General features: G+C 66.6%; 19 protein-coding genes. 10 read left to right on the forward strand and 9 right to left on the reverse strand.

The window, feature by feature from the left end:
* The first annotated feature begins 47 nt into the window (after positions 1 to 47).
* On the forward strand, positions 48 to 1181 hold the full coding sequence (locus ACSHZY_RS04330) for a Gfo/Idh/MocA family protein (protein WP_435165940.1): 1134 nt from the start codon (positions 48 to 50) through the stop codon (positions 1179 to 1181).
* Between the two features lie 4 nt (positions 1182 to 1185).
* Here the strand turns inward: ACSHZY_RS04330 and ACSHZY_RS04335 are convergent, their stop codons facing one another.
* From ACSHZY_RS04335 to ACSHZY_RS04365, 7 genes are all read right to left on the reverse strand, one after another.
* Positions 1186 to 1482 (reverse strand): cytochrome o ubiquinol oxidase subunit IV, encoded by a 297-nt coding sequence (locus ACSHZY_RS04335; RefSeq protein WP_435165943.1) that lies wholly within the window; start codon positions 1480 to 1482, stop codon positions 1186 to 1188.
* Complete coding sequence (locus ACSHZY_RS04340; protein WP_435165946.1) at positions 1479 to 2093, reverse strand: cytochrome c oxidase subunit 3; 615 nt, start codon at positions 2091 to 2093, stop codon at positions 1479 to 1481. The genes ACSHZY_RS04335 and ACSHZY_RS04340 overlap by 4 nt, the downstream gene beginning before the upstream one ends.
* On the reverse strand, positions 2090 to 4198 hold the full coding sequence (locus tag ACSHZY_RS04345) for a cbb3-type cytochrome c oxidase subunit I (protein ID WP_435165949.1): 2109 nt from the start codon (positions 4196 to 4198) through the stop codon (positions 2090 to 2092). The genes ACSHZY_RS04340 and ACSHZY_RS04345 overlap by 4 nt, the downstream gene beginning before the upstream one ends.
* Positions 4195 to 5061, reverse strand: a complete 867-nt coding sequence (locus tag ACSHZY_RS04350) for a cytochrome ubiquinol oxidase subunit II (protein ID WP_435165952.1) — start codon at positions 5059 to 5061, stop codon at positions 4195 to 4197. The genes ACSHZY_RS04345 and ACSHZY_RS04350 overlap by 4 nt, the downstream gene beginning before the upstream one ends.
* A 100-nt stretch (positions 5062 to 5161) precedes the next feature.
* Positions 5162 to 5908: a ZIP family metal transporter gene (locus ACSHZY_RS04355; RefSeq protein ID WP_435165954.1), complete on the reverse strand. Its 747-nt coding sequence runs from the start codon at positions 5906 to 5908 to the stop codon at positions 5162 to 5164.
* 71 nt (positions 5909 to 5979) lie between these two features.
* Positions 5980 to 6300, reverse strand: coding sequence for a hypothetical protein (locus tag ACSHZY_RS04360; RefSeq protein ID WP_435165957.1), 321 nt, complete (start codon positions 6298 to 6300; stop codon positions 5980 to 5982).
* 70 nt (positions 6301 to 6370) lie between these two features.
* Positions 6371 to 6865: a DUF4142 domain-containing protein gene (locus ACSHZY_RS04365; RefSeq protein ID WP_435165959.1), complete on the reverse strand. Its 495-nt coding sequence runs from the start codon at positions 6863 to 6865 to the stop codon at positions 6371 to 6373.
* Between the two features lie 181 nt (positions 6866 to 7046).
* Here ACSHZY_RS04365 and ACSHZY_RS04370 point away from each other — a divergent pair, with 181 nt between their 5' ends.
* The 4 genes from ACSHZY_RS04370 (at position 7047) to ACSHZY_RS04385 (ending at position 10936) form a co-directional block, all read left to right on the forward strand.
* Positions 7047 to 7562, forward strand: coding sequence for a ferritin-like domain-containing protein (locus ACSHZY_RS04370; protein ID WP_435165962.1), 516 nt, complete (start codon positions 7047 to 7049; stop codon positions 7560 to 7562).
* 59 nt (positions 7563 to 7621) lie between these two features.
* Positions 7622 to 8122, forward strand: coding sequence for a ferritin-like domain-containing protein (locus ACSHZY_RS04375; protein WP_435165964.1), 501 nt, complete (start codon positions 7622 to 7624; stop codon positions 8120 to 8122).
* Between the two features lie 83 nt (positions 8123 to 8205).
* Entirely contained in the window at positions 8206 to 9030 is an 825-nt protein-coding gene (locus ACSHZY_RS04380; RefSeq protein ID WP_435165967.1) for a manganese catalase family protein, read from the forward strand.
* 145 nt (positions 9031 to 9175) lie between these two features.
* On the forward strand, positions 9176 to 10936 hold the full coding sequence (locus tag ACSHZY_RS04385) for an SLC13 family permease (RefSeq protein WP_435165970.1): 1761 nt from the start codon (positions 9176 to 9178) through the stop codon (positions 10934 to 10936).
* 41 nt (positions 10937 to 10977) lie between these two features.
* Here ACSHZY_RS04385 and ACSHZY_RS04390 read toward each other — a convergent pair whose 3' ends face one another.
* Together ACSHZY_RS04390 and ACSHZY_RS04395 are read right to left on the reverse strand one after the other, a co-directional pair.
* Positions 10978 to 12951 carry a PhoX family protein gene (locus ACSHZY_RS04390; RefSeq protein ID WP_435165973.1) on the reverse strand — a complete coding sequence of 658 codons (1974 nt, stop codon included), beginning with the start codon at positions 12949 to 12951 and terminating at the stop codon, positions 10978 to 10980.
* Between the two features lie 199 nt (positions 12952 to 13150).
* The gene (locus ACSHZY_RS04395; protein WP_435165976.1) at positions 13151 to 13339 is read right to left on the reverse strand and encodes a hypothetical protein; all 189 of its coding nucleotides are present in this window, start codon (positions 13337 to 13339) and stop codon (positions 13151 to 13153) included.
* Between the two features lie 295 nt (positions 13340 to 13634).
* Here ACSHZY_RS04395 and ACSHZY_RS04400 point away from each other — a divergent pair, with 295 nt between their 5' ends.
* The 5 genes from ACSHZY_RS04400 (at position 13635) to ACSHZY_RS04420 (ending at position 19743) form a co-directional block, all read left to right on the forward strand.
* A complete protein-coding gene (locus ACSHZY_RS04400; RefSeq protein WP_435165978.1) occupies positions 13635 to 14534 on the forward strand; it encodes a LysR family transcriptional regulator in 900 nt (299 codons plus the stop codon).
* Between the two features lie 255 nt (positions 14535 to 14789).
* Positions 14790 to 15518: a gluconate 2-dehydrogenase subunit 3 family protein gene (locus tag ACSHZY_RS04405; RefSeq protein WP_435165981.1), complete on the forward strand. Its 729-nt coding sequence runs from the start codon at positions 14790 to 14792 to the stop codon at positions 15516 to 15518.
* 17 nt (positions 15519 to 15535) lie between these two features.
* Complete coding sequence (locus ACSHZY_RS04410) at positions 15536 to 17311, forward strand: GMC family oxidoreductase (RefSeq protein WP_435165984.1); 1776 nt, start codon at positions 15536 to 15538, stop codon at positions 17309 to 17311.
* A gap of 3 nt (positions 17312 to 17314) precedes the next feature.
* Entirely contained in the window at positions 17315 to 18628 is a 1314-nt protein-coding gene (locus ACSHZY_RS04415; RefSeq protein WP_435165987.1) for a c-type cytochrome, read from the forward strand.
* 86 nt (positions 18629 to 18714) lie between these two features.
* A complete protein-coding gene (locus tag ACSHZY_RS04420; RefSeq protein ID WP_435165990.1) occupies positions 18715 to 19743 on the forward strand; it encodes a LacI family DNA-binding transcriptional regulator in 1029 nt (342 codons plus the stop codon).
* Positions 19744 to 19766 lie beyond the last annotated feature (23 nt).

Genomic DNA, 19766 nt, shown 5'->3' on the forward strand with positions numbered 1-19766 from the left:
CCGTCCCCCCTCGGGTTGCCACGGTGCAACCTGAAGGGAGAACGGGAATGAGCATTGCATCGGCATTGGGTCTGGGCGGCAAGAAGGTGCGCTACGGCATCGTGGCGCTGGGCGACATCTCGCAAGGCTCGCTCATGCCGGCGGTCGCCCATACGGGCAATTCCGAGATCACCGCCCTGGTGTCGAGCGATGTCGAAAAGCTGGCCGCGCTGGGCGATCTCTACAACGTCGAGAACCGCTACAGCTACGACGAATTTCCAGCGCTTCTCGCGTCCGGTCAGGTGGATGCGATCTATCTGGCGACGCCAAACTGGCGCCACGCCGAATTCGCTATTCCGGCACTGGAGGCGGGCATCCACGTGCTGTGCGAAAAGCCGCTGGAGGTGAATTCCGACCTGTGCCGCGCGATGATGGAGGCTGAAAAGCGCGGCGGTGCCAAGCTGATGACCGCCTACCGCCTGCATTTCGAGCCTGCGAACCTCGACGCCATCCGCCGCATCCGCGCGGGCGAGCTGGGCGACCTGATCGCCTTCACGGGCGGCATGGGACAGGTGCTGGACCCGGCCAACCACCGCGCCAGGCACGGGATCGAAGGCGGGCCGCTGTTCGACCTTGCGCCCTATCCGATCAACGCCATCCGCTTCCTGTTCGGGGCGGAGCCGGTGGAGGTCGTGTCCGCCGTGGGCACCCGCCATCCCGAAGCCGATCTGGGCGATTTCGACGACACGCTGGCCGTGACGCTGCGGATGCCGGGCAACCAGCTGGCGCAGTTCGTGGTCAGCTATTACGCGAACCGGCTGGACAACTTCACCATCACCGGCACCAAGGGCACGATCGAGATGAGCCCCGCCTTCGGCCTGGGCGACGGCCTGGCCCAGACCCGCCGCATCGGTGACGACGACACGCATGAACAGTTCCCCGCGACGGACCAGTTCGGGGGGGAGCTGCGCTACTTCTCGGACTGCATCCTGAACGACCGGGCGGTGGAGCCGAGCGGCGAGGAAGGGCTGGTGGACCTTCTGGTGGTGGAGGCGATCATGGAAGCCTTGCGCACCGGCCAGCCGGCCAAGGTGGAACCCTTCACCCGAAGCCTGCGCATCGACCCCGAGGCGCAGGAGCAGCGCCTGCGCCCCGTGTCGGCGCCGAAGAAGGTGAACGCCTCCAGCCCCTCCCGCGACTGAGGCGCTACATCCGGTGGGCGAGGTTGGTCATGATCCAGATCGTGCCCCCGCCCATCAGGATCAGCAGCAGCGTGGTGAACAGGATCAGCTGAAGATCCTCGCGCGTCTGGCCCTTCAGGCGGATGTGCAGAAAGAAGCGGAAGTGAACGACGATCTGCATGACTGCGGCCACCCCGGCGATCCACAGGATGGATCGGCGGGGCAGAAGGTCGAACCCGACCAGCGCGAAGACCGGCAGGGTCAGCGCCAGCGCCAGACCATAGCCCACAAGATAGCTGCGCCGTTCCTGCCTGCGGTTCATGCCAGCCCCCCGACATAGACGATGGTGAAGATCCCGATCCAGACGACGTCGAGGAAGTGCCACAGGATGCCCAGCCGCAGCATCGCCGTCTTGACCGCGTCATCGGTGCCATAGCGGGCCATCTGGCCCAGCAGCGCCAGAAGCCACAGGCAGGCCGCCGCCACGTGCAGCCCGTGCAGCGGCACCAGCGCGAAGAAGGCCGACAGGAAGGCGCTGGCCTGCGGAACGCCGCCCTTGTCGATCATGGTCAGGAAGTCCCGCATCTCCAACCCCAGGAAGGCCAGCGCCAGCCCGAGGGAGATCAGCAGCCACATCACGATCCGGCGCGTGCCAAGGTCGTGCTTCATGGCCAGCTGCGCAAGCCCCGCCGTCAGGCTGGAGGTGAGGAGGATCACCGTCTGGGCCAAAACCGACGGAATCTCGAACAGGTCGGTCGGGCCGGGGGCACCGTTCGTGTTGCCTTGCAGCACGACATAGGTGGCGAACAGCAGGCCGAACAGGATGGCATCGCTCATCATGAAGACCCAGAAGCCGAAGACCTCGTTCTCGGCGGCTTCATGCGCGGCGCCGTGGGATACGCCAAGGTTCAGGCCCGGATGGCGGCGGCTCATGCCTCGCCCTCCTGCGCGGCGGGGAAGGCGTGGCCGCGGTTCGCCGGGCGCTGTTCATCGCGGCGGCGAATGCGGGGGGAGGCGTCGGCCAGCGTACGCCAGGCGGTCCAGCGGGCCTCCACCTCGGCCGCAGGGATGGTGTGGTGGGTGTCGCGCACGAAGCCGCGCGCCACCATGGCGCCGACGATCACGGCCAGCGCCAGCGCGCACAGCCACCAGATGTGCCAGGTCAGCGCAAAGCCGCACACCAGCCCGGCCGCGCCGGTGACCGGACCCACGCTGCTAAGGCGCGGCATGGAAATATCGTCAAAGCCGTCGCGGGGGCGGTCCAGATGTTCGCCTTTCTTCTTCCGCTCCATGAAGGTGTCCCGCTCCTCCACCACTGGCAGCACGTGGAAATTCCATGGGGGCACCGGGGCGGGCAGGGACCATTCTAGGCTGCGCCCGTCCCACGGATCGCCCACGGGCACGGCCAAGGCGGCCCGGTCGCGGATGGATACGAACAGCTGCATCGCCAGGCACAGCAGCGCCAGCCCGATCAGCCCCGCGCCCGTCAGCGCCACCAGCGTCCAGGGCAGCCAGGCGCCTTCGAAATACGCCACCATCCGGCGCGGCATCCCCATGAGGCCGAGGAGGTAGAGCGGGAAGAACGCCAGCAGGAACCCCGCGATCCACAGCCCCGCCGCGCGATAGCCCCAGCGGTCGACCAGCCGGAAGCCGAAGGCCTTGGGAAACCACAGGGTGTAGCCCGCGATCATCGCGAACAGGGTGCCGGGGATCACCATGTTGTGGAAATGCGCCACAAGGAACAGCGTGTTGTGCACCTGATAGTCGATGGAAGGGTTCGCCAGGATCACCCCCGTCATCCCGCCCAGCACGAACAGGAACAGAAAGCCGATGCCATAGACCATCGGCACCGTGATCCGCACCCGGCCCTGATACATGGTCAGCATCCAGTCGTAGATCTTCACGCCGGTCGGGATGCCGATGGTCATGGTGGCGATGCCGAAGATCGCGTTCAGGTCCGGGCTTTGCCCCATCGTGAAGAAGTGGTGCACCCACACGGTGAAGCTGAGGACGGCGATGCACATCGTGGCCATCACCAGCGCCCGGTAGCCGAACAGCCCCTTGCCCGAGAAGGTGGAGAACACCTCGTTCCACACGCCGAAGGCGGGCAGGATCAGGATGTAGACCTCCGGATGGCCGAACAGCCAGAACAGGTTGGCGAACAGCATCATGTTGCCGCCGCCATCATTGGTGAAGACGTGGAACCCCAGATAGCGATCCAGCGCCAGAAGCCCCGTGGCGACGGTCAGCGGCGGCATCGCGAAGATCATCAGGATCGCGGTGCAGAGTGAGGTCCAGCAGAACATCGGCATCCGCATCAGGTGCATCCCCTCGCACCGCTCCTTGTAGATGGTGACGGTGAAGTTGATGCCCGTGAGGGTGGAGCCGAGGGAGGAGAGCGTCACCGCCCAGATCCAGTAATCCGGTCCTGCGCCGGGGTTGAACGACGCGTCGGTGAAGGGCGGATAGCCCGACCACCCGCCGGTGGAGAAGGGCTGGAACACCAGCGACACCATCACCAGCGCCGCCCCCGCCGCCGTGAGCGCCAGACTGACCGAATTCAAAAGCGGGAAAGACACGTCCCGCGCGCCGATCTGCAACGGCATCACGAAATTGATGAGGCCGGTGAGGAACGGCATCGCCACGAAGAAGATCATGATCGTGCCATGGGTGGAGAAGAGCTGGCCGAAATGGTCCGGCGTGACGATCCCGCCGCCGCCCGATCCCAGGGCCTGCTGAAGGCGCATCACCCCCGCCTCGGCCACGGCGCGGGCCAGCATCGCGCAGGCCAGCACCATGTACATGATGCCGATCTTCTTGTGATCGACGCTGGTCAGCCAGTCGCGCCACAAGGGCCCCCAAAGGCGCCACCACGTCAGCGCCCCCGCGATCGCGACCGCTGCGGCCACCGCGATCATGGCCGCCGAAAGCCCGACAATCCCGCTGATGACCTCCAGCCGCGTGTCGGCCAGAAGAAGCTCGTGCCAGGGCAGGGCGGTCGCGTCCAGACGGCCCAGAAGAATCTCATGCCCGGTCATTCGTGTCCCTCGTGATGGACATGGACGCCCCCGCCAACCAGATCGTGGAACAGATGCGGTGGCACCTGACTGAACGTGTCGGGCAGGTCGTCGCGCGTCCCTTTCTCCTCCAGCGCGGAGATCGCGGCGGCGTCCAGCGGGCGCGCGGAGGCGGCGCGTTCGGTCCATTGGGCGAAGGCGCCGGCGTCCAGCGCTTCGGCCCGGAAGCTTTGCCGGTGGAAGCCGTCGCCGTTGTATTGCGTGTTGCGGCCCGTCCATGCGCCCGGCTGGTCCGCCTGCAGGTTCAGTTGCGTGGTCATCCCGTTCATCAGGTAGATCTGCCCCGCCAGTTCCGGGATCAGGATCGACTGCATCACCGTGCGCGAGGTGAGGGACAGCGTGACCGCCCGCCCTGCCGGCAGGACCAGCCGATCCACGCTGGCAACGCCAAGGTCGGGATACAGGAACAGCCATTTCCAGTCATAGGCCACCACCTGCACCTGCAAGGGCCGGTCCGACAGTTCGCGGTAGGGGTCCAGCGCCTTGGTGTAGGTCCACAGGAACCACGACAAGGCGGCCGTCACCATCAGCGGCCCGGCCCAAAGCACCACCTCCCATTTCCATGATGCTTCCCAGTCGGGGCGATAGGCGGCGTGGTTCTTTCCGTCGCGATAGCGGTAGCGCCACAACAGGAAGGGGATGGTCACGAAGATCGGGATCACGACCAGAAGCATCAGGGCGCAGACGATCCACAGGTGCAGGCGCTGCGCTTCGGCCACGGGGCCTGCGGGGGACAGCAGGCCCATGTTCAGCCCGCAGCCGGACAGCGTCCAGAGGCCGGAGAACACGACGCTGACGGGCAGACAACGGGGGGTGCGGATCAAAAGGGTCCCTCGGCGACAGGAGCGTCGGATGCCCGGTGATTGTAATCCGGTGTTCGGGGCCGCACAGTGGGGAGGATATTCCTTTTGCTCGGCACGTCCCCTAGCCCTGCGACAGGGCGAAGGCCACCAGGAAGCCGATCATCACCAGAAGCCCCGTTTCGCCGCGTTCGCCCTCCACCGCTTCGGGGATCATGGTGTCGGCGATCATGGTCAGCAGCGCGCCGGCCGCCAGCGCGTTCACCGCCGCCAGCGTCCAGGGGGAGGCGCCGCCCAGAAGCGCCGCGCCCGTCAGCGCCGCCACCCCCGAACACAGCGTGATGAAGGACCACAGGCCGAAGACATAGGCGGGGCTGCGGCCGGCGGCCTTCATGCCTGCGGCGCTGGACAGGCCTTCGGGGAAGTTCGACAGGAAGATGGCCGCGAACATCGTCAGGCTGACTCCGCCACCGTCCAGCAGGCCCACGCCCAGCACCACCGATTCCGGAATGCCGTCCAGAAAGGCCCCGGCGGCGATGGCCAGTGCGCCGCCCTGCGCGGCCTTCTTCTGATGCTCTCCGGACCGCTTGCGGTGATGGCCGCCGCCGCGTGTGATGATCCAGTTGGCCAGCGTGTAGGCCACCGACCCGGCAAGCGCCCCCAGCACGATCGGGGTCATGCCCCCGGCCTGGTCGAACCCTTCCTTGATCAGGTCGTAGCTGACGGCCGAGATGAGGACACCGCACCCGAAGGCCATGAAGCCCGTGGTGACGCGGCGCGGGAAACGCGCCAGATAGGCCAGTGCCGCACCCAGAAGAAGCGATGACGCCCCGGCGAGCCCCCAAAGCCCCGCTTGCATCCAGATCGGCATGTGCGCCCTTTCCCTTCACCAGATGCGCAGGCAGATAATCCGCCGCGCCGCATCGGCCACCGGAGGGTGCTTCAGCCTTCGGGCGGCAAGGCGGCATGCCAGGCGGCATAGGGGGTGTTTCGAGCCATGCGCCGGTTCAGGTCCGGCGCGCCATCGTCCCACCAGACCGGGCCGCGTTCCCCCAGCGCGATCTTCGCGGCGTTCACGGCCTTGTGGGCCGCGTCCTCGGCTGCCGCGTCGCCTGCGGCACGGGCGGTCTTCACGGCGCGCCGGGCGTGCATCAAGTCCGACACGAACCGCGCGCGGTCGGCGTCGGTCAGGTGCGGGTTGGCGGCCCGCCACAGGCGGCCCCGGACCACGATATAGCGTTTGTCGGGCGTCAGTGCCGGCATGGAAGATCATCCATACGCATGGAAAAAACCGCCCCGTGGGGCGGCATTTCCTTTGTCCGGTCGGGACGGATCAGGCGAGGCTTTGCTTGATCCCGCGCAGCATGGCCAGATGCGTCTCGATCGACGGGACGCCGACGATGGACGCGCCGCGCGCCATCGGATCGCTGCCATTCTTGGCATAGGCGGCGTGGATCTTGTGCAGTTCCTCGTGGCCGGTGATCTGGCCATCCACATACATCATGTCGAAGGCGGGACCGGCGGGGGCCGCTTCCAGTTCCTTCAGCACGGCCGCGTGCTTTTCGGACACGCCACCGGCGCCGGCTTCGGCCCCGAAGGCCATGGCAACGGCTTCCTGTTCCGCAATTTCCATCGTGGCGAAGGTTTTCACCGACGCGTTGGTCGCCTTTTCAACTGCCATGCGGCTGCTGAGAAGGGCGAAGTTGCCCCCCAGAAGTGCTGGCTGCTTGGCGGGATCGGCGGGGGCTGCGGCCGTCTGGGCAAAGGATGCGAAGGGCATGGCGGCGGCGACGGCCGCGCCGGCGGCAAAGACATGTCTGCGATTCATGAACATTCCTCCTGGATGAAGCGCCAACAGGAGTGCGCCGAGTTTGTTCCGAAAGATCGCATTTTATTCGTTGTGGCGGGAAAGCCCCATGCCAAGGAACAAATGCCGTCAAGCAGGCTTCTTTCCACATCGAACCCATCACGAGCCCGGGACGTCCGGTCCCGAGCTTGAAGGAGAGACAATGGCAAATCTTGCAAGTGCGAACGACGTTTTCATCTCGGGGCTGAAGAACGCCCATGCGATGGAAAACCAGGCCCTGTCCATCATGAAGCCCCAGCTGTCGCGGATCGAACATTACCCGGACGTGGCGGCCCAGCTGGACCTGCACATCCGTGAAACCGAAACACAGATCCAGCGGCTGGAAGAGATCCTGGCCGGGGTCGACGAATCCCACTCCTCGCTGAAAGACGCGGCGCTGTCCTTCACGGGATCCATGGCGGCCCTGACCCATTCCATGGCCAGCGACGAGATCCTGAAGAACAGCTTCGCGAACTATGCCTTCGAACATTTCGAGATCGCGGCCTACCTGTCGCTGATAACGGCCGGCGAGGAAAGCGGCGCCACGCAGGCCTTGTCGCTTCTGCGCCAGAACCTGGACGAGGAACGCCGCATGGCGGGCTGGATCGAAGACAACCTGCCCACGGTGACGCGCGCCTACATCGCCCTGTCGGCCAGTGGCGAACGCGCCGACATCTGACCTACGCGACACGTTTCGGGCCCCGTGCAGGGGCAAACCCAAGCATCAGGAGATGACCGATGGCTGACAAGACCCTCGACACGCTGTTTCACGAAACGCTGAAAGACGTCTACTACGCCGAGAAGAAGCTGACGACGAACCTGCGCAAGATGGCGAAGGCCGCGCAGAGCCCCGAGCTGAAGGCCGCGTTCGAGCAGCACGAGGAAGAAACCCAAGGCCAGGTGGAACGCCTGAACCAGGTGTTCGAGCTGATCGGCAAGCGCCCCCGCGGCAAGACCTGCGACGCGATCGAGGGCATCATCTCGGAAGCGTCCGAGATCATGGACGAGTTCAAGGGCAGCCCGGCGCATGACGCGGGCCTTCTGGCCGCGGCGCAGGCGGTCGAGCATTACGAGATCAGCCGCTACGGCACGCTGAAGGCCTGGGCCGAGAAGCTGGGCATGGACGAGGCGGTGACGCTTCTGGACCAGACGCTGCAGGAAGAAACCGCCACGGACGAGAAGCTGACCATGCTGGCCGAGTCCGTGATCAACTCCGCCGCCACCGGCGAAGCCGCCTGATTGCCCAAGGGGCCCGCCTCGCGGGCCTTTTCATGACGGCACGGAACGGCCCGTCGCCGCTTTCAGAAAAAATTGGAGACATCATGTTCTATACCGACAACAAGCTTCAATATCCCGTTCGCGTCGACACCCCGAACCCGCTGTTCGCCCGTGCCCTGCAACAGGCCATCGGCGGCGTGGAGGGTGAGATCCGCGTGGCCATGCAGTACTTCTTCCAGGCCTGCGGCGCCCGCGGCAATCCGAAGTTCCGCGACCTGCTGATGAACACCGCCGCCGAGGAACTGGGCCACATCGAGATGCTGGCCACGGCCGTCGCCCTGAACCTTGAAGGCGCACCACTGAGCCTGAAAGAGGAAATGGCCAAGGACTCGGCCATCAATGCCGTCATGGGCGGGATGAACCTGAAGAACCTTCTGTCCGCAGGCCTGTCGGCCATGCCGGTCGACAGCGACGGCGTGCCCTTCGACATGTCCCACATCTATGCCAGCGGCAACATCGCCGCCGACATGACGGCCAACATCGCCGCCGAATCCACCGGCCGCACGTTGGCCGTCCGCCTGTACAACATGACGGATGATCCGGGCATGAAGGACATGCTGCAATACCTGATCGCCCGCGACACCATGCACCAGAACCAGTGGATGGCCGCGCTGGAGGAACTGGGCGGCGCCAAGGGCGCGTTCCCGATTCCGAACAGCCACCCGCAGGCCGAAGAGAAGACCGAGTTCAGCTATGCCTATCTGGGCTTCCAGAAGGACGGCAGCGCCCCGGCCCCCGGCCGCTGGTCGGAAGGCCCGTCGATCGACGGCAAGGGCGAGTTCATGACCGCCGCGCTGGAACCGTCCAGCCAGATCCCGGATCTGGGCAAGGCCAAGCCGAAAAGCGGCGCCCAGTCCGAACAGATGTAATCGGACCTTCACGTCCAGATCGTGGCCGCCTCGGCGGCCACTTTTCGTTTTGAAACGGCCGCACTGGAACAGGGGCCTCATGACCTTTCGAACGGGAACCCCCACCCCTTCGGAACGTTCACGACAACCCTCCCGGAGACATTTCATGACGCAGCCTCAGGTTCTGGCCTTCCTCATTCTGGGCGGCATGATGTTGCTCTTCATATGGGGGAAGTTGCGCTACGACATGGTCGCCCTGCTGGCGTTGCTGGCGTCCCTCGCGGTGGGCACAGTGTCGCCCGAGGATGCGTTCACCGGCTTCAGCGACGACATCGTCATCATCGTGGGCAGTGCCCTGGTGGTCAGCGCCACGATCGCGCGGTCCGGCATCGTCGAGACGCTGATCCGCTGGGTGGTGCGGCGCGTCACCAACGTCCGCTGGCAGATGACGGTGCTGGTCAGCTCGGTCACGCTTCTGTCGGCGCTGATCAAGAACATCGGCGCGTTGGCGATCCTGATCCCGGCCGCCTTCAAGATGGCCAAGCGGTCAGGGGCCTCGCCTTCGGCCTTTTTGATGCCGATGTCCTTCGCTTCGCTTCTGGGCGGGCTGATCACGCTGGTCGGCACCTCGCCCAACATCATCGTTTCGCGCGTGCGGGAGGAGATGACGGGCGAGCCGTTCGGCATGTTCGATTACGCCCCGGTCGGGATCGGCCTGGCGCTGACCGGCCTTGTGTTCCTGCAGGTTGGATACCGCCTGATCCCGCGTGAACGCCGCGCGGCCCCCTCGTTGGAGGAAGCGGTGGGCATCAGCGACTACAATACCGAGGCAACCGTGCCCGAGGGGGCCAAGGTCGTCGGCAAGACGGTGGCGGAACTGCTGGGGATGGTGGATGGCGGGCTGGTCATCACCGGCATCGTGCGCGGCGGCAAGCGCCGGGGCGTCACCCTGCCCGAAACGGTGATCGAGGCTGACGACACCCTGCTTTTACGCGGCGAACCCAACGCGCTGGAGCGGGCGATCACCGTGGGTGGGCTGGAACTGGCCCGCCAGTCGGGCGACGGCAGCAAGGAGGTGCTGGGCATCATCGAGACGGTGGTCACCCCCTCCTCCCTCTTGGTGAACCGGAGCGCGGAGCAGGTCAACCTGCACGCGCTGCACGGGGTGAACGTGATCGCCATCTCGCGTGCCGGGCACCAGATGACGGAGCGGTTGGGCGCGACCACGCTGATGGCGGGGGACGTGCTTCTGGTGCAGGGCCCTTCGGCCGTGATGCCCGAGGTGCTGGAGAACCTGCGCCTGCTTCCCTTGGCCGAACGCAGCATCCGGCTGGGAAGCGTGCGCAAGGAAATCCTGCCGCTGGTGATCCTGGTGGCCGCGATGGGGCTGACGGCGACCGGCGTCCTGCCGGTGGCGGTGGCCTTCTTCGCGGCGGCCACGCTGATGATGGCCACCGGCGCGATCAGCACGCGGGACGCTTATGACAGTGTGGAATGGCCGATCCTGATCATGCTGGGCGCGCTGATCCCGGTCAGCGAGGCGTTGCAGACCACCGGTGGGACGGAACTGATCGGGGCGTGGCTGTCCAGCGCGGCTTCGGGCTTGCCGGTCTGGGGGGCGGTTGCGGTGATCATGATCGCCGCGATGGCCGTCACGCCGTTCCTGAACAACGCGGCCACGGTTCTGGTCATGGCACCCATCGCGGCCACCTTCGCCACCGAACTGGGCTATGCGCCCGAAGCGTTCCTGATGGCCGTGGCGGTGGGGGCCGGCTGCGATTTCCTGACGCCCATCGGGCACCAGTGCAACACGCTGGTCATGGGGCCGGGCGGGTACCGGTTCGGCGATTACGCCCGTCTGGGCGCTCCGCTGTCGCTGCTGGTCGTGTGCGTGGGGGTGCCGCTGATCCTCGCCGTCTGGGGCTGAGGGGGGGGTGGGGCGGGCCGGTTTCCGGCCCGCCTGTCGGGTCAGCCGATCCGGCCGCCGCCCTGACGCGTGATGGCGACCACGGACGGGCGCACCGGCATATCGTCCTTGAAGTCCGGCCAGCGGGTGGACAGATCCTCGTAATAGGACGGGCGGCCGTGGCCTTCCCAGTCGTCCCCGCCATCGCCCGGGTGCTGCACCGCGACGAAGAAGGTGGTCATGTCCTCGGTCGGGCAGGGGCCGCACATCTCCCCTCCCACCGGCACGCGGTAGAACAGGCGCGAGGTGCCGCGCGCTTCGCCTTCGATGTCCACGGCCCACAGACCGTCGGTGCGCCCCGTGTCGGCCATGGAGTTTCCGTCCGTCGACACCCAGAGGCGGCCGTCGGCGTCGATGGCCGCGTTGTCCGGCATCCCGAACCAGCCGTTCTTCGTCGTCTCGGTGGAGAAGGTGGCCCCGACTTCGGCCACCGAAGGGTCACCGCATTGCAACAGGATTTCCCATGTGCCGTTGGTGGCGGTGAAGTCGCCGTCGGCTTCCAGGATTTCGACGATATGGCCGAAGGCGTTTTCCACGCGCGGGTTGGCGGCATTCGCCTCTTCGCGCTTGGTGTTATTGGTCAGCATGACATAGGCGCGGCCGGTGGCGGGGTTCGGCTGGATGTCCTCGGGGCGATCCATCGGCGTCGCGTCCAGCAGGTCGCCCGCGCGGCGCGTCTCGATCAGCACGTCAGCTTGGCTGTGGAAACCATTCTCGGCGGTCAACGGGCCCTGGCCGTGCACCAGCGGCAGCCACTCCATCGACCCGTCCTCGTCGAAGCGGGCGACATAAAGCGTGCCTTCGTCCAGCAGGTCCATGTTGGCGGCGCGGTCGTCGGGGTTGTAGGCGTTCTTCGTCACGAACTTGTAGACATAGTCGAAGCGTTCGTCATCGCCGAGGTAGAAGACCACGCGGCCGTCCTTGGCCACGACGCTTTCGGCGCCTTCATGCTTGAAGCGGCCCAGCGCGGTGCGCTTCTTGGGGACAGAGTTCGGGTCCATCACGTCCACCTCGACCACCCAGCCGAAGCGGTTCGGTTCGTTCGGTTCGGAGGCAAGATCGAAGCGCTTGTGGAAGTTGCCCCACTGGTAGGAGCCACCGGGGATGCCCAGACGCTTGTAGTTTCCGGCCTCGGCATGGGTTTCGGGCAATTCGCCGAGGAAGTAGCCGTGGATGTTCTCCTCGGCCATGATGTAGGTGCCCCAGGGCGTCACGCCGCCGGCGCAGTTGTTGATCGTGCCGAAGACCTTGCGGCCCGAGGTGTCGGCCGTCGTTTGCAGGCGTTCGTGGCCGGCGGCGGGGCCGGTAAGTTGCATCTCGGTCTTGGCGGTGATGCGGCGGTTCAGCTTGCCGTCCAGAACCGGCTGCCACTTGCCGTCGACCTTGCGGATTTCCACGATCGTGCCGCCATGCGCGGCCATCTCGATGTTGGCGCGGTCCTCGGTGGCGTCGGCGACCTCCAGCTCTCCGTTCTGCATCGTGACGATGCCGGGGAACATCAGGTGTTCGTTCGTGTATTCGTGGTTCACGACCAGCAGGCCGCGATCCATGGCGCCGTCCAGCGGGATGAAGCCCACGAAGTCGTTGTTGTAGCCGAACTGGCGTTCCTGCGCGGCTTCGGACTGGTTCGTGGGATCGAACTCCGGCGCGTCGGCGAACAGCTTGTCGCCCCAGCGCAGCAGCACGTCCGCGTCATAGCCTTCGGCAACGTGGTGGTTGGCGTCCACGCCGGCTTCCACTTCAGGGAAGCTGAAGGCCGAGGTCGTTTGCGCGCGCGCCTCGTCGGCGGCGAACAGGGCCACCGGCGACACGGTGGCCGCGATCGCGGCCGAGGCCATGGATCCCTTCAGGAACCCGCGACGCGAAAAGCGGGCGGCGATGATGTCCCCCATGGTCGGGTTCGCGGTCGGGTTCAGGCCGGGGCCCTCGGCCTCTTCCAATTGCGACGTGCGGAAAATCTGGCTTTGCTTGGTCATGCGTGTCCCCCTGGCATCAGCTTCGCGCCTGAAGCCATGTCATCACTTCATGTCATATTCGCGACACTCGAGGCGTTGAGAGGGAGCGTTCAGGCGGGCGGGGTTGCCAGCGGGGATGCGTCGCCCCCGGCGCGTCGCAGGTCGGCGGGGTCGGAACCTGCAGAAGCTCGATCAGCGATCCCCAGTGCGTCCACCCGAATCACAGGACGTTTTCCTCCCCCTCCTCCTGCGCAGAGCACGGGACCGGCCCCTTCAGCATCCGCCCGCTGGCGCGCGCCATTGCCTCGCCCACGGCCCGCACATCCTCGCAATAGATGGAGAAGTGGGTGACGCTGGGATTGGTCAGTTCGGGCACCCGGTCGTGCGTGGGGCGCAGGACCTGAAACATCTCCGGGTCGGTACAGGACCTCGGCGCCGAAGGCGTCGATGAAGAAGGTCTTGGCGGCGGTCAGGTTGGGGACGACCATGCCCACATGCCCGATCCGGCGGACAAGAGGGTTGTGGTCCATGCCATGTTCCATTGGCGCAGGGCGACCTGCACCCCGAAAGGCGGAGGGTTGGTGGGCTGGGGTCGGGATCATGTGGGTTTTCATTCAGACAGTTCGGTGGGGGGAACGTGCCGGGAACCGCCCGCGTTTGTTGTGAAATGAGGAAGGCGGCCTTCCCGGACTGGAAAGGGTGGCATGGGGCGGATCGACCATATCCAGGATCTGCGGGTGTTCGAGGCGGTGGCCCGCACGGGCAGCCTGTCCGCCGCCGCGCGCGATCTGGGCCTTGCGCTGTCGGTGCTGTCGAAGCGGCTGGCGCGGCTGGAGACGGCGGTGGGGTCGCGGCTGGCGGAACGCTCCACCCGCGCCCTTCGGCTGACGCCGGCAGGGGAGGGATTCCTCGGCCCCTGCCGCACGGCCCTGGCCGCGTTTGACGCGCTGGAGGATCGGGGCGACGCGCCGCTGCGCGGGCGCCTGCGGCTCAGCGCATCCGTTGCCTTCGCGCAGCGGCGGCTGGCGCCTTGCCTGCCGGCCTTTCTGGACCGCCATCCGGGTCTGACGGTGGAGGTTGTGGCCACCGACCGCCTGATCGACCTTGTGCGCGAAGGCGTGGACCTTGCCCTGCGGCAGGGCCCCAACGCGACGGGCGAGGTGCTGGCGCCGGACCGTCATCTTCTTGTCGCCTCCCCCGCCTATCTGGCGCGGCACGGAACGCCTGCGGGGCCGGAGGATCTTGTCCATCATCGCTGCCTGACCGTGGGGCAGCCCGCACCCAAGGTGTGGGCGCTGCGGAACGACGCCCGGCGGGTGGAGGCGGCGATCCATGCGCCGCTGTCCGGATCGGACGGGGAAACCGCCCATGCGGCCGCGCTGGCCGATGGCGGCATCGCCATGAAATCCGTCTGGGACGTGCTGGAGGATCTGGAAGCCGGCCGGCTGATCCAAGTGCTGCCGGATTGGCATACAGGCGCGCGCGTCGTTCATGGCGTGCAGCCCGCCGCCGATCACTCCCCGCGGATGGTGCGCTTGCTTTTGCGCCATTTGCGCGACGTGCTGGCCGAACGGATGGTGCGGCACCCCGTACTGTTCCGCTGATCCCGTCAAAATGAAGGGAAAGGCCGCGCGCCTTCGCCCGGGGCGCTGCGGCGCCTTGTCGCAGATTTTGGCACACCATAGTGTGCCGCCAATTCCGCCGGGCCCGCCCCGGTCCGGAATCGCGACGCGCCCGCCGCTGCAGGGCAGGCACGCCGCCCGCCAGATCTGAAACCCGGTGAGCAACCGTGCGCGTGGGACCCGTTCCCGACGCCAGGCAGCGCATGGCCGATCGCCATGCGGAAGGAAGGACAAGCAATGAACCGAAGAAAGGCGCTCTTCTCGCTGGGCGCGATGGCCGCCGCGGGTGCGGCCGCGACGCAGGCCCGCACCGCCGAGATGCACGGCTATCCGACCGACATGGCGATGGATCCCGACTTCCTGCCGCGTCCCGCGCTCCATGGCGGCCGCTTCCACGTCCTCAGCCGCGACATCGACCGCCGCACCGTGACCGCCGTCTTCGACCGCCTGATCCCGGCCGACGAACTTGGCGCCTCGGCCAGCGAGGCGGGCTGCGTGGAGTTTCTGGACATGCAGCTGGCCGGTCCCTTCGGTGCGGGGGCGAGCCTGTACCGGGCGGGCCCGAAGCTGCCGAACGAGGATGAGCTGGCCCAGACGCCGCAATTCATCGAAACCCCGCGCGAACGCTATGCCACCGGCCTTGCCGCGCTGGAGGAATATGCCAAACGCACCGACGGCGCGTCCTTTGCCGATCTTCAGCCCAACCGCCAGGACGAGATCCTGAAGGGCATGGAAGAAGGCACGATCGATCTGGGGAACGGCGTCCACACCAAGGCCTTCTTCGAACTGATGCTGATCAACGTCCGCGAAGGCTACTTTTCGGACCCGATCTATGGCGGGAACAAGGACATGGTGGGCTGGAAGATGATCGGCTTCCCCGGCGCCCGCTACGACTACCGTCTTTATGCCGACCGCACGGGCGAGGATCTGGGGCTGGAACCCGTCAGCCTGATCCCCCGCGACTGAACGTAAGGTAACTTCTCATGACAACGAAACGCCAAAAGGCGGATGTGGTGATCGTCGGGCTGGGCTGGTCCGGCGCCCTGATGGCCGAGGAACTGACCCGCGCCGGCCTGAACGTCGTCGCGATCGACCGCGGCGCCTGGACCGACACCTCCACCCACACGCCCCCCGCCGTGGACCCCGACGAACTGCGCTGGAGCCAGCGCAAGGAACTGCTGTCGGCGCCGCGCGACAACACCGCCACCTTCCGCAACCGGCTGGACCAGACCGCGATCCCGACCCGCAACTGGGGCGTGTTCGAACTGGGCGGCGGCGTGGGCGGCGCGGGTTTCCACTGGGCGGGCATGGGCTGGCGCTTTTCCCCTTGGGATTTCGAGGTGCGCAAGCAGACCATCGAACGTTACGGCCTTGCGCGGGCCGAGGACGGGGAGCTGCAGCTTCAGGACTGGGGCGTCACCTATGACGAGCTGGAGCCCTTCTACGACCGCTGGGAACGCATCGCGGGCGTGTCGGGCAAGGCCGGCGTCATCGACGGCCAGAAGGTCGGCGGCGGCAACCCTTATGAAGGGTCGCGCAGCCGCGACTATCCCACGCCGCCGCTGAAGACGCTGCGCGCGATGGAGCTGTTCAACGACGCGACGAACCGCATGGGCCTGAACCCGTTCACGATCCCGACGGCGAACCTGTCGCAGCCTTACGTGAACCCGCTGGGCGTCAGCATGGGCGCCTGCACCTATTGCGGCTTCTGCCTGTATTTCGGCTGCGGCAACTTCTCCAAATCCTCGCCGCAGGCCTGCATCTTCCCGGTGCTGATGCGCCGTCCGAACTTCACGGTCCTGACGAAATCCTGCGTGACGAAGCTGACGAAGTCGCCCGACGGCAAGACCGTCACCGGCGCCATCTATGTGGACGAACAGGGCAACGAGGTGGAACAGCCCGCCGACATCGTGATCCTGACGGCCTTCATGATGGACAACACGCGGATCCTTCTGCATTCGGGCATCTCCAAGCCCTATGATCCGCGCGACCAGTCGGGCGTGGTGGGGCGGAACTTCACGTTCCAGACCGTGTCGGGCGCCGACCTGTGGTTCGAGGACGACCAGATCAACCCGTTCATCGGGGCGGGCGCGCTGGGCAGCCAGATCGACGACTACAACGGCGACAACTTCGACCATTCGGATCTGGACTTTATCGGCGGCGCGGGCATCCTGACCCTGTCGCGCGACGGCTTGCCGATCGCGAAGGCCAACGCGCTGCCGCCGGGCACGCCGCGCTGGGGGTCGGAGTTCAAGAAGTCCTACGCGAAATATTACCAGAACTACGCGACGCTGTTCAACCAGGGCTGCTCCATGCCGACGAAGACCGGCTACATGGACCTGGATCCGAACTTCAAGGACAAGTTCGGCGTGCCGCTGCTGCGCATCACCTACGACTATGCGCAAAGCGACCGGAACATGGCGAAGTTCACGATGGACCGGTCGCTGGAGATCGGGCGCGAGATGGGGGCCAGCCACGTGGCGGGCTTCAACTTCGCGGACAAGCCGTTCACCACGGCCATCGTCGCGTCGGACCACGTTATCGGCGGCGTGCCGATGGGGGCGGACCCGAACACCTCGGCGGTGAACCCGTATCTGCAAAGCTGGGACGCGCACAACCTGTTCGTCGTCGGCGCTTCGGCCTTCCCGACGAATGCGGGCTACAACCCGACGGGCACTGTCGGCGCGCTGGCCATCCGCACCGCGCGCGCGATTGCCGAGACGTATGTGAAGAACCCCGGCGCGCTGGTGGAGGGCTGATCCATGGCGAACTGGAAGAAGATCGGCGGCGGCGTCGCCGCGGTGGCGGTGATCGCGGCGGCGGGTGCGGGCTGGTGGGCCTGGGACACGCTGGACACGTCCCGTTCGGACGTGGCCGACGACAGCGTGACCCTGGCGGAGTTCAAGGCCGACCCCGAGGCCGTGGCGCGGGGCGAATACGTCATGCGGACCGGCGACTGCGCCGCCTGCCACACGCGCGAATCCGGCAGCTTTGCCGGCGGGTATGAGATCGCGACGCCCTTCGGCGTTCTCGTGTCGTCGAATATCACGCCGGACGCGACCGGCATCGGCGCCATGACGGAGCGTGATTTCTTCAACGCGCTGCGGCAGGGGCTTGGCCAGCACGGGCCCCTGTATCCGGCCATGCCCTACACCGCCTACAAGAACCTGAGCGACGGCGACATGCACGACCTGTGGGCCTACATGTCCACGGTTCCCCCGGTGCAGAACGACATCGACGAGACGGCGGGGATGAAGTTCCCCTTCAACATCCGTCTGGCGATGGTGGGCTGGGACATGCTGTTCTTCGACAATGCGGGCTATGCGCCCGACGCATCGCAGGACGAGGTGTGGAACCGCGGCAAATACATCGTGGACGGCGGCGGTCACTGCTCGGCCTGCCACAGCCCGCGCAACATCCTGTCGGGCGAAGTGGCCAGCCAGTACCTGCAAGGCGGCAGCCTCGGCACCTCCTATGCGCCGGAGATCACGTCGAACGAGTATCTGGGCCTTGGCGCGCAGTCGGTCGACAGCATCGCGCAATACCTGCGCACCGGCACCAACGGGGTGGAGGTCGCCGCCGGTCCCATGGCCGAAGCGATCGAGCATTCGCTGCAGCACATGACCGAGGATGATCTTGTCGCGGTGGCCACCTACCTGAAGACCGTGCCGGGATCGGACGCCGTGCGCCCCGAACCGCTGGCGGCGGAAAGCGACGCCATGAAGCGCGGCGCGCTGGAATACGAGGTGAGCTGTTCGGCCTGCCACGGTCCGCATGGCGAAGGGATGGGGCTGCTGGCCCCTGCCTTTGCCGGGAACGCGGCCATGCTGTCGCCCGACATCACGAACCTGACCCACGCGCTGATGGTGGGGGGACGGGCCGTCTCCTCGCACGAAAGTCCGACGGGGGCGGGGATGCCGTCCTTTGCGTGGAAATACAGCGACCGGCAGCTGGCCGAGATCCTGGATTACGTGCGCAACAGCTGGGGGAACGCCGCGCCGCCGGTGGATGTGGCGGATGTCGCGAAGATGCGCGCCGACACGCAGGCCCGCGACAAGCTGGCCATCCCGCAGTGATCGGAAACGGGCCGCCTTGTGCGGCCCGCTTGCGTTTCGGACCCCCGTCGGTATGAGGTGCCTTCATTCCCGAGGGAGTGACCCGATTGCCCCGCCGATCCACGCTTGAAGACATCGCCGCCGCCGCCGGGGTCAGCCTGTCCACGCTGGACCGGATCGTGAACCGGCGGGGCGCCGTGAAGCGCGCCACGATCGAGCATGTCCTCGTAGCGGCCGAGCGGCTGGGCTATCACGGGGTGCCCGTGATCCGGCAGCGGCTGATGGAAGGCGCGCCGTCCAAGACCTTCGGCTTTTTGCTGAACCAGCGCGACCGTTCGCTGTACGCCCAGCTGGCCAACGGCCTGACGCAGCGGGTGCGCCTGTCGCAGCGCGTGCAGGGGCGGGCGGTGGTCCATCATTTGCAGGATCTGGATCCGCAGGGCATGGCGCAGGCGCTGGAAGCGCTGGGCGAGGAGTGCGACGCGATCGGTGCCGTGCTGCTGGATCATCCGCTGGTGCGGGAGGCGGTGGGGCGTCTGGCGTCGCGGGGGGTGCCGGTCTGGGCCATGTTCTCGGACCTGTCGACGCCCGACCGTGCGGGGTTTGTCGGGTCCGACGCGCTGAAGATGGGGCGCAGCGCGGGATGGTTCATCCACCAGCTTTGCCCGCCGCAGGGCCGCGTCATGATGCTGATCGGGGCACCCGGCTATCGCGCACATCAGGGCTATGACAGGGGGTTGCGGCAGGCCTTGGCCGAACGCCACAGCCGGCTGGAGGTGCTGGACACGCGGCACACCTTCGAATCCGACACCGAAGCCCGCCGCATCGTGGAGCGGGAGGTTCCGCGCCATGACGACCTCGTGGCGCTGGTCATCGCCGGCGGCGGGGTGGAAGGGGCGGTGGCCGCCCTTACCCCCGAACAGCGCGGCCGCCTGATCATCCTTGGCACGGAGCTGAGCGACGCGGTCAACCGCTGCCTGAAGGACGGCACCCTCGATGTCGTGCTGAGCCATCCGGTGGAGCGGGTGGTCGAGGATCTGGTCGGCGCGATGGAGGACACGGTCCTGCCCTGCGGCTTTCAGGGCCCCGCCTTCCGCGAGGTCCCGATCGAGATCCGGATACGGGAAAGCTTCTGATCCGGCCGTGCGGGAGCCGGATA

Origin of the sequence: Falsirhodobacter sp. 1013 (genome assembly GCF_051195255.1) — a bacterium.
GTDB lineage: Bacteria > Pseudomonadota > Alphaproteobacteria > Rhodobacterales > Rhodobacteraceae > Falsirhodobacter.

Coding starts and splice junctions, on each gene's coding strand:
- ACSHZY_RS04400 (WP_435165978.1), top strand. CDS start 13,635: ATGGGGCGGATCGACCATATCCAGGATCTGCGGGTGTTCGAGGCGGTG.
- ACSHZY_RS04390 (WP_435165973.1), bottom strand. CDS start 12,951: ATGACCAAGCAAAGCCAGATTTTCCGCACGTCGCAATTGGAAGAGGCC.
- ACSHZY_RS04330 (WP_435165940.1), top strand. CDS start 48: ATGAGCATTGCATCGGCATTGGGTCTGGGCGGCAAGAAGGTGCGCTAC.
- ACSHZY_RS04365 (WP_435165959.1), bottom strand. CDS start 6,865: ATGAATCGCAGACATGTCTTTGCCGCCGGCGCGGCCGTCGCCGCCGCC.
- ACSHZY_RS04370 (WP_435165962.1), top strand. CDS start 7,047: ATGGCAAATCTTGCAAGTGCGAACGACGTTTTCATCTCGGGGCTGAAG.
- ACSHZY_RS04410 (WP_435165984.1), top strand. CDS start 15,536: ATGACAACGAAACGCCAAAAGGCGGATGTGGTGATCGTCGGGCTGGGC.
- ACSHZY_RS04345 (WP_435165949.1), bottom strand. CDS start 4,198: ATGACCGGGCATGAGATTCTTCTGGGCCGTCTGGACGCGACCGCCCTG.
- ACSHZY_RS04385 (WP_435165970.1), top strand. CDS start 9,176: ATGACGCAGCCTCAGGTTCTGGCCTTCCTCATTCTGGGCGGCATGATG.
- ACSHZY_RS04340 (WP_435165946.1), bottom strand. CDS start 2,093: ATGAGCCGCCGCCATCCGGGCCTGAACCTTGGCGTATCCCACGGCGCC.
- ACSHZY_RS04380 (WP_435165967.1), top strand. CDS start 8,206: ATGTTCTATACCGACAACAAGCTTCAATATCCCGTTCGCGTCGACACC.
- ACSHZY_RS04335 (WP_435165943.1), bottom strand. CDS start 1,482: ATGAACCGCAGGCAGGAACGGCGCAGCTATCTTGTGGGCTATGGTCTG.
- ACSHZY_RS04395 (WP_435165976.1), bottom strand. CDS start 13,339: ATGTTTCAGGTCCTGCGCCCCACGCACGACCGGGTGCCCGAACTGACC.
- ACSHZY_RS04375 (WP_435165964.1), top strand. CDS start 7,622: ATGGCTGACAAGACCCTCGACACGCTGTTTCACGAAACGCTGAAAGAC.
- ACSHZY_RS04405 (WP_435165981.1), top strand. CDS start 14,790: ATGAACCGAAGAAAGGCGCTCTTCTCGCTGGGCGCGATGGCCGCCGCG.
- ACSHZY_RS04355 (WP_435165954.1), bottom strand. CDS start 5,908: ATGCCGATCTGGATGCAAGCGGGGCTTTGGGGGCTCGCCGGGGCGTCA.
- ACSHZY_RS04360 (WP_435165957.1), bottom strand. CDS start 6,300: ATGCCGGCACTGACGCCCGACAAACGCTATATCGTGGTCCGGGGCCGC.
- ACSHZY_RS04415 (WP_435165987.1), top strand. CDS start 17,315: ATGGCGAACTGGAAGAAGATCGGCGGCGGCGTCGCCGCGGTGGCGGTG.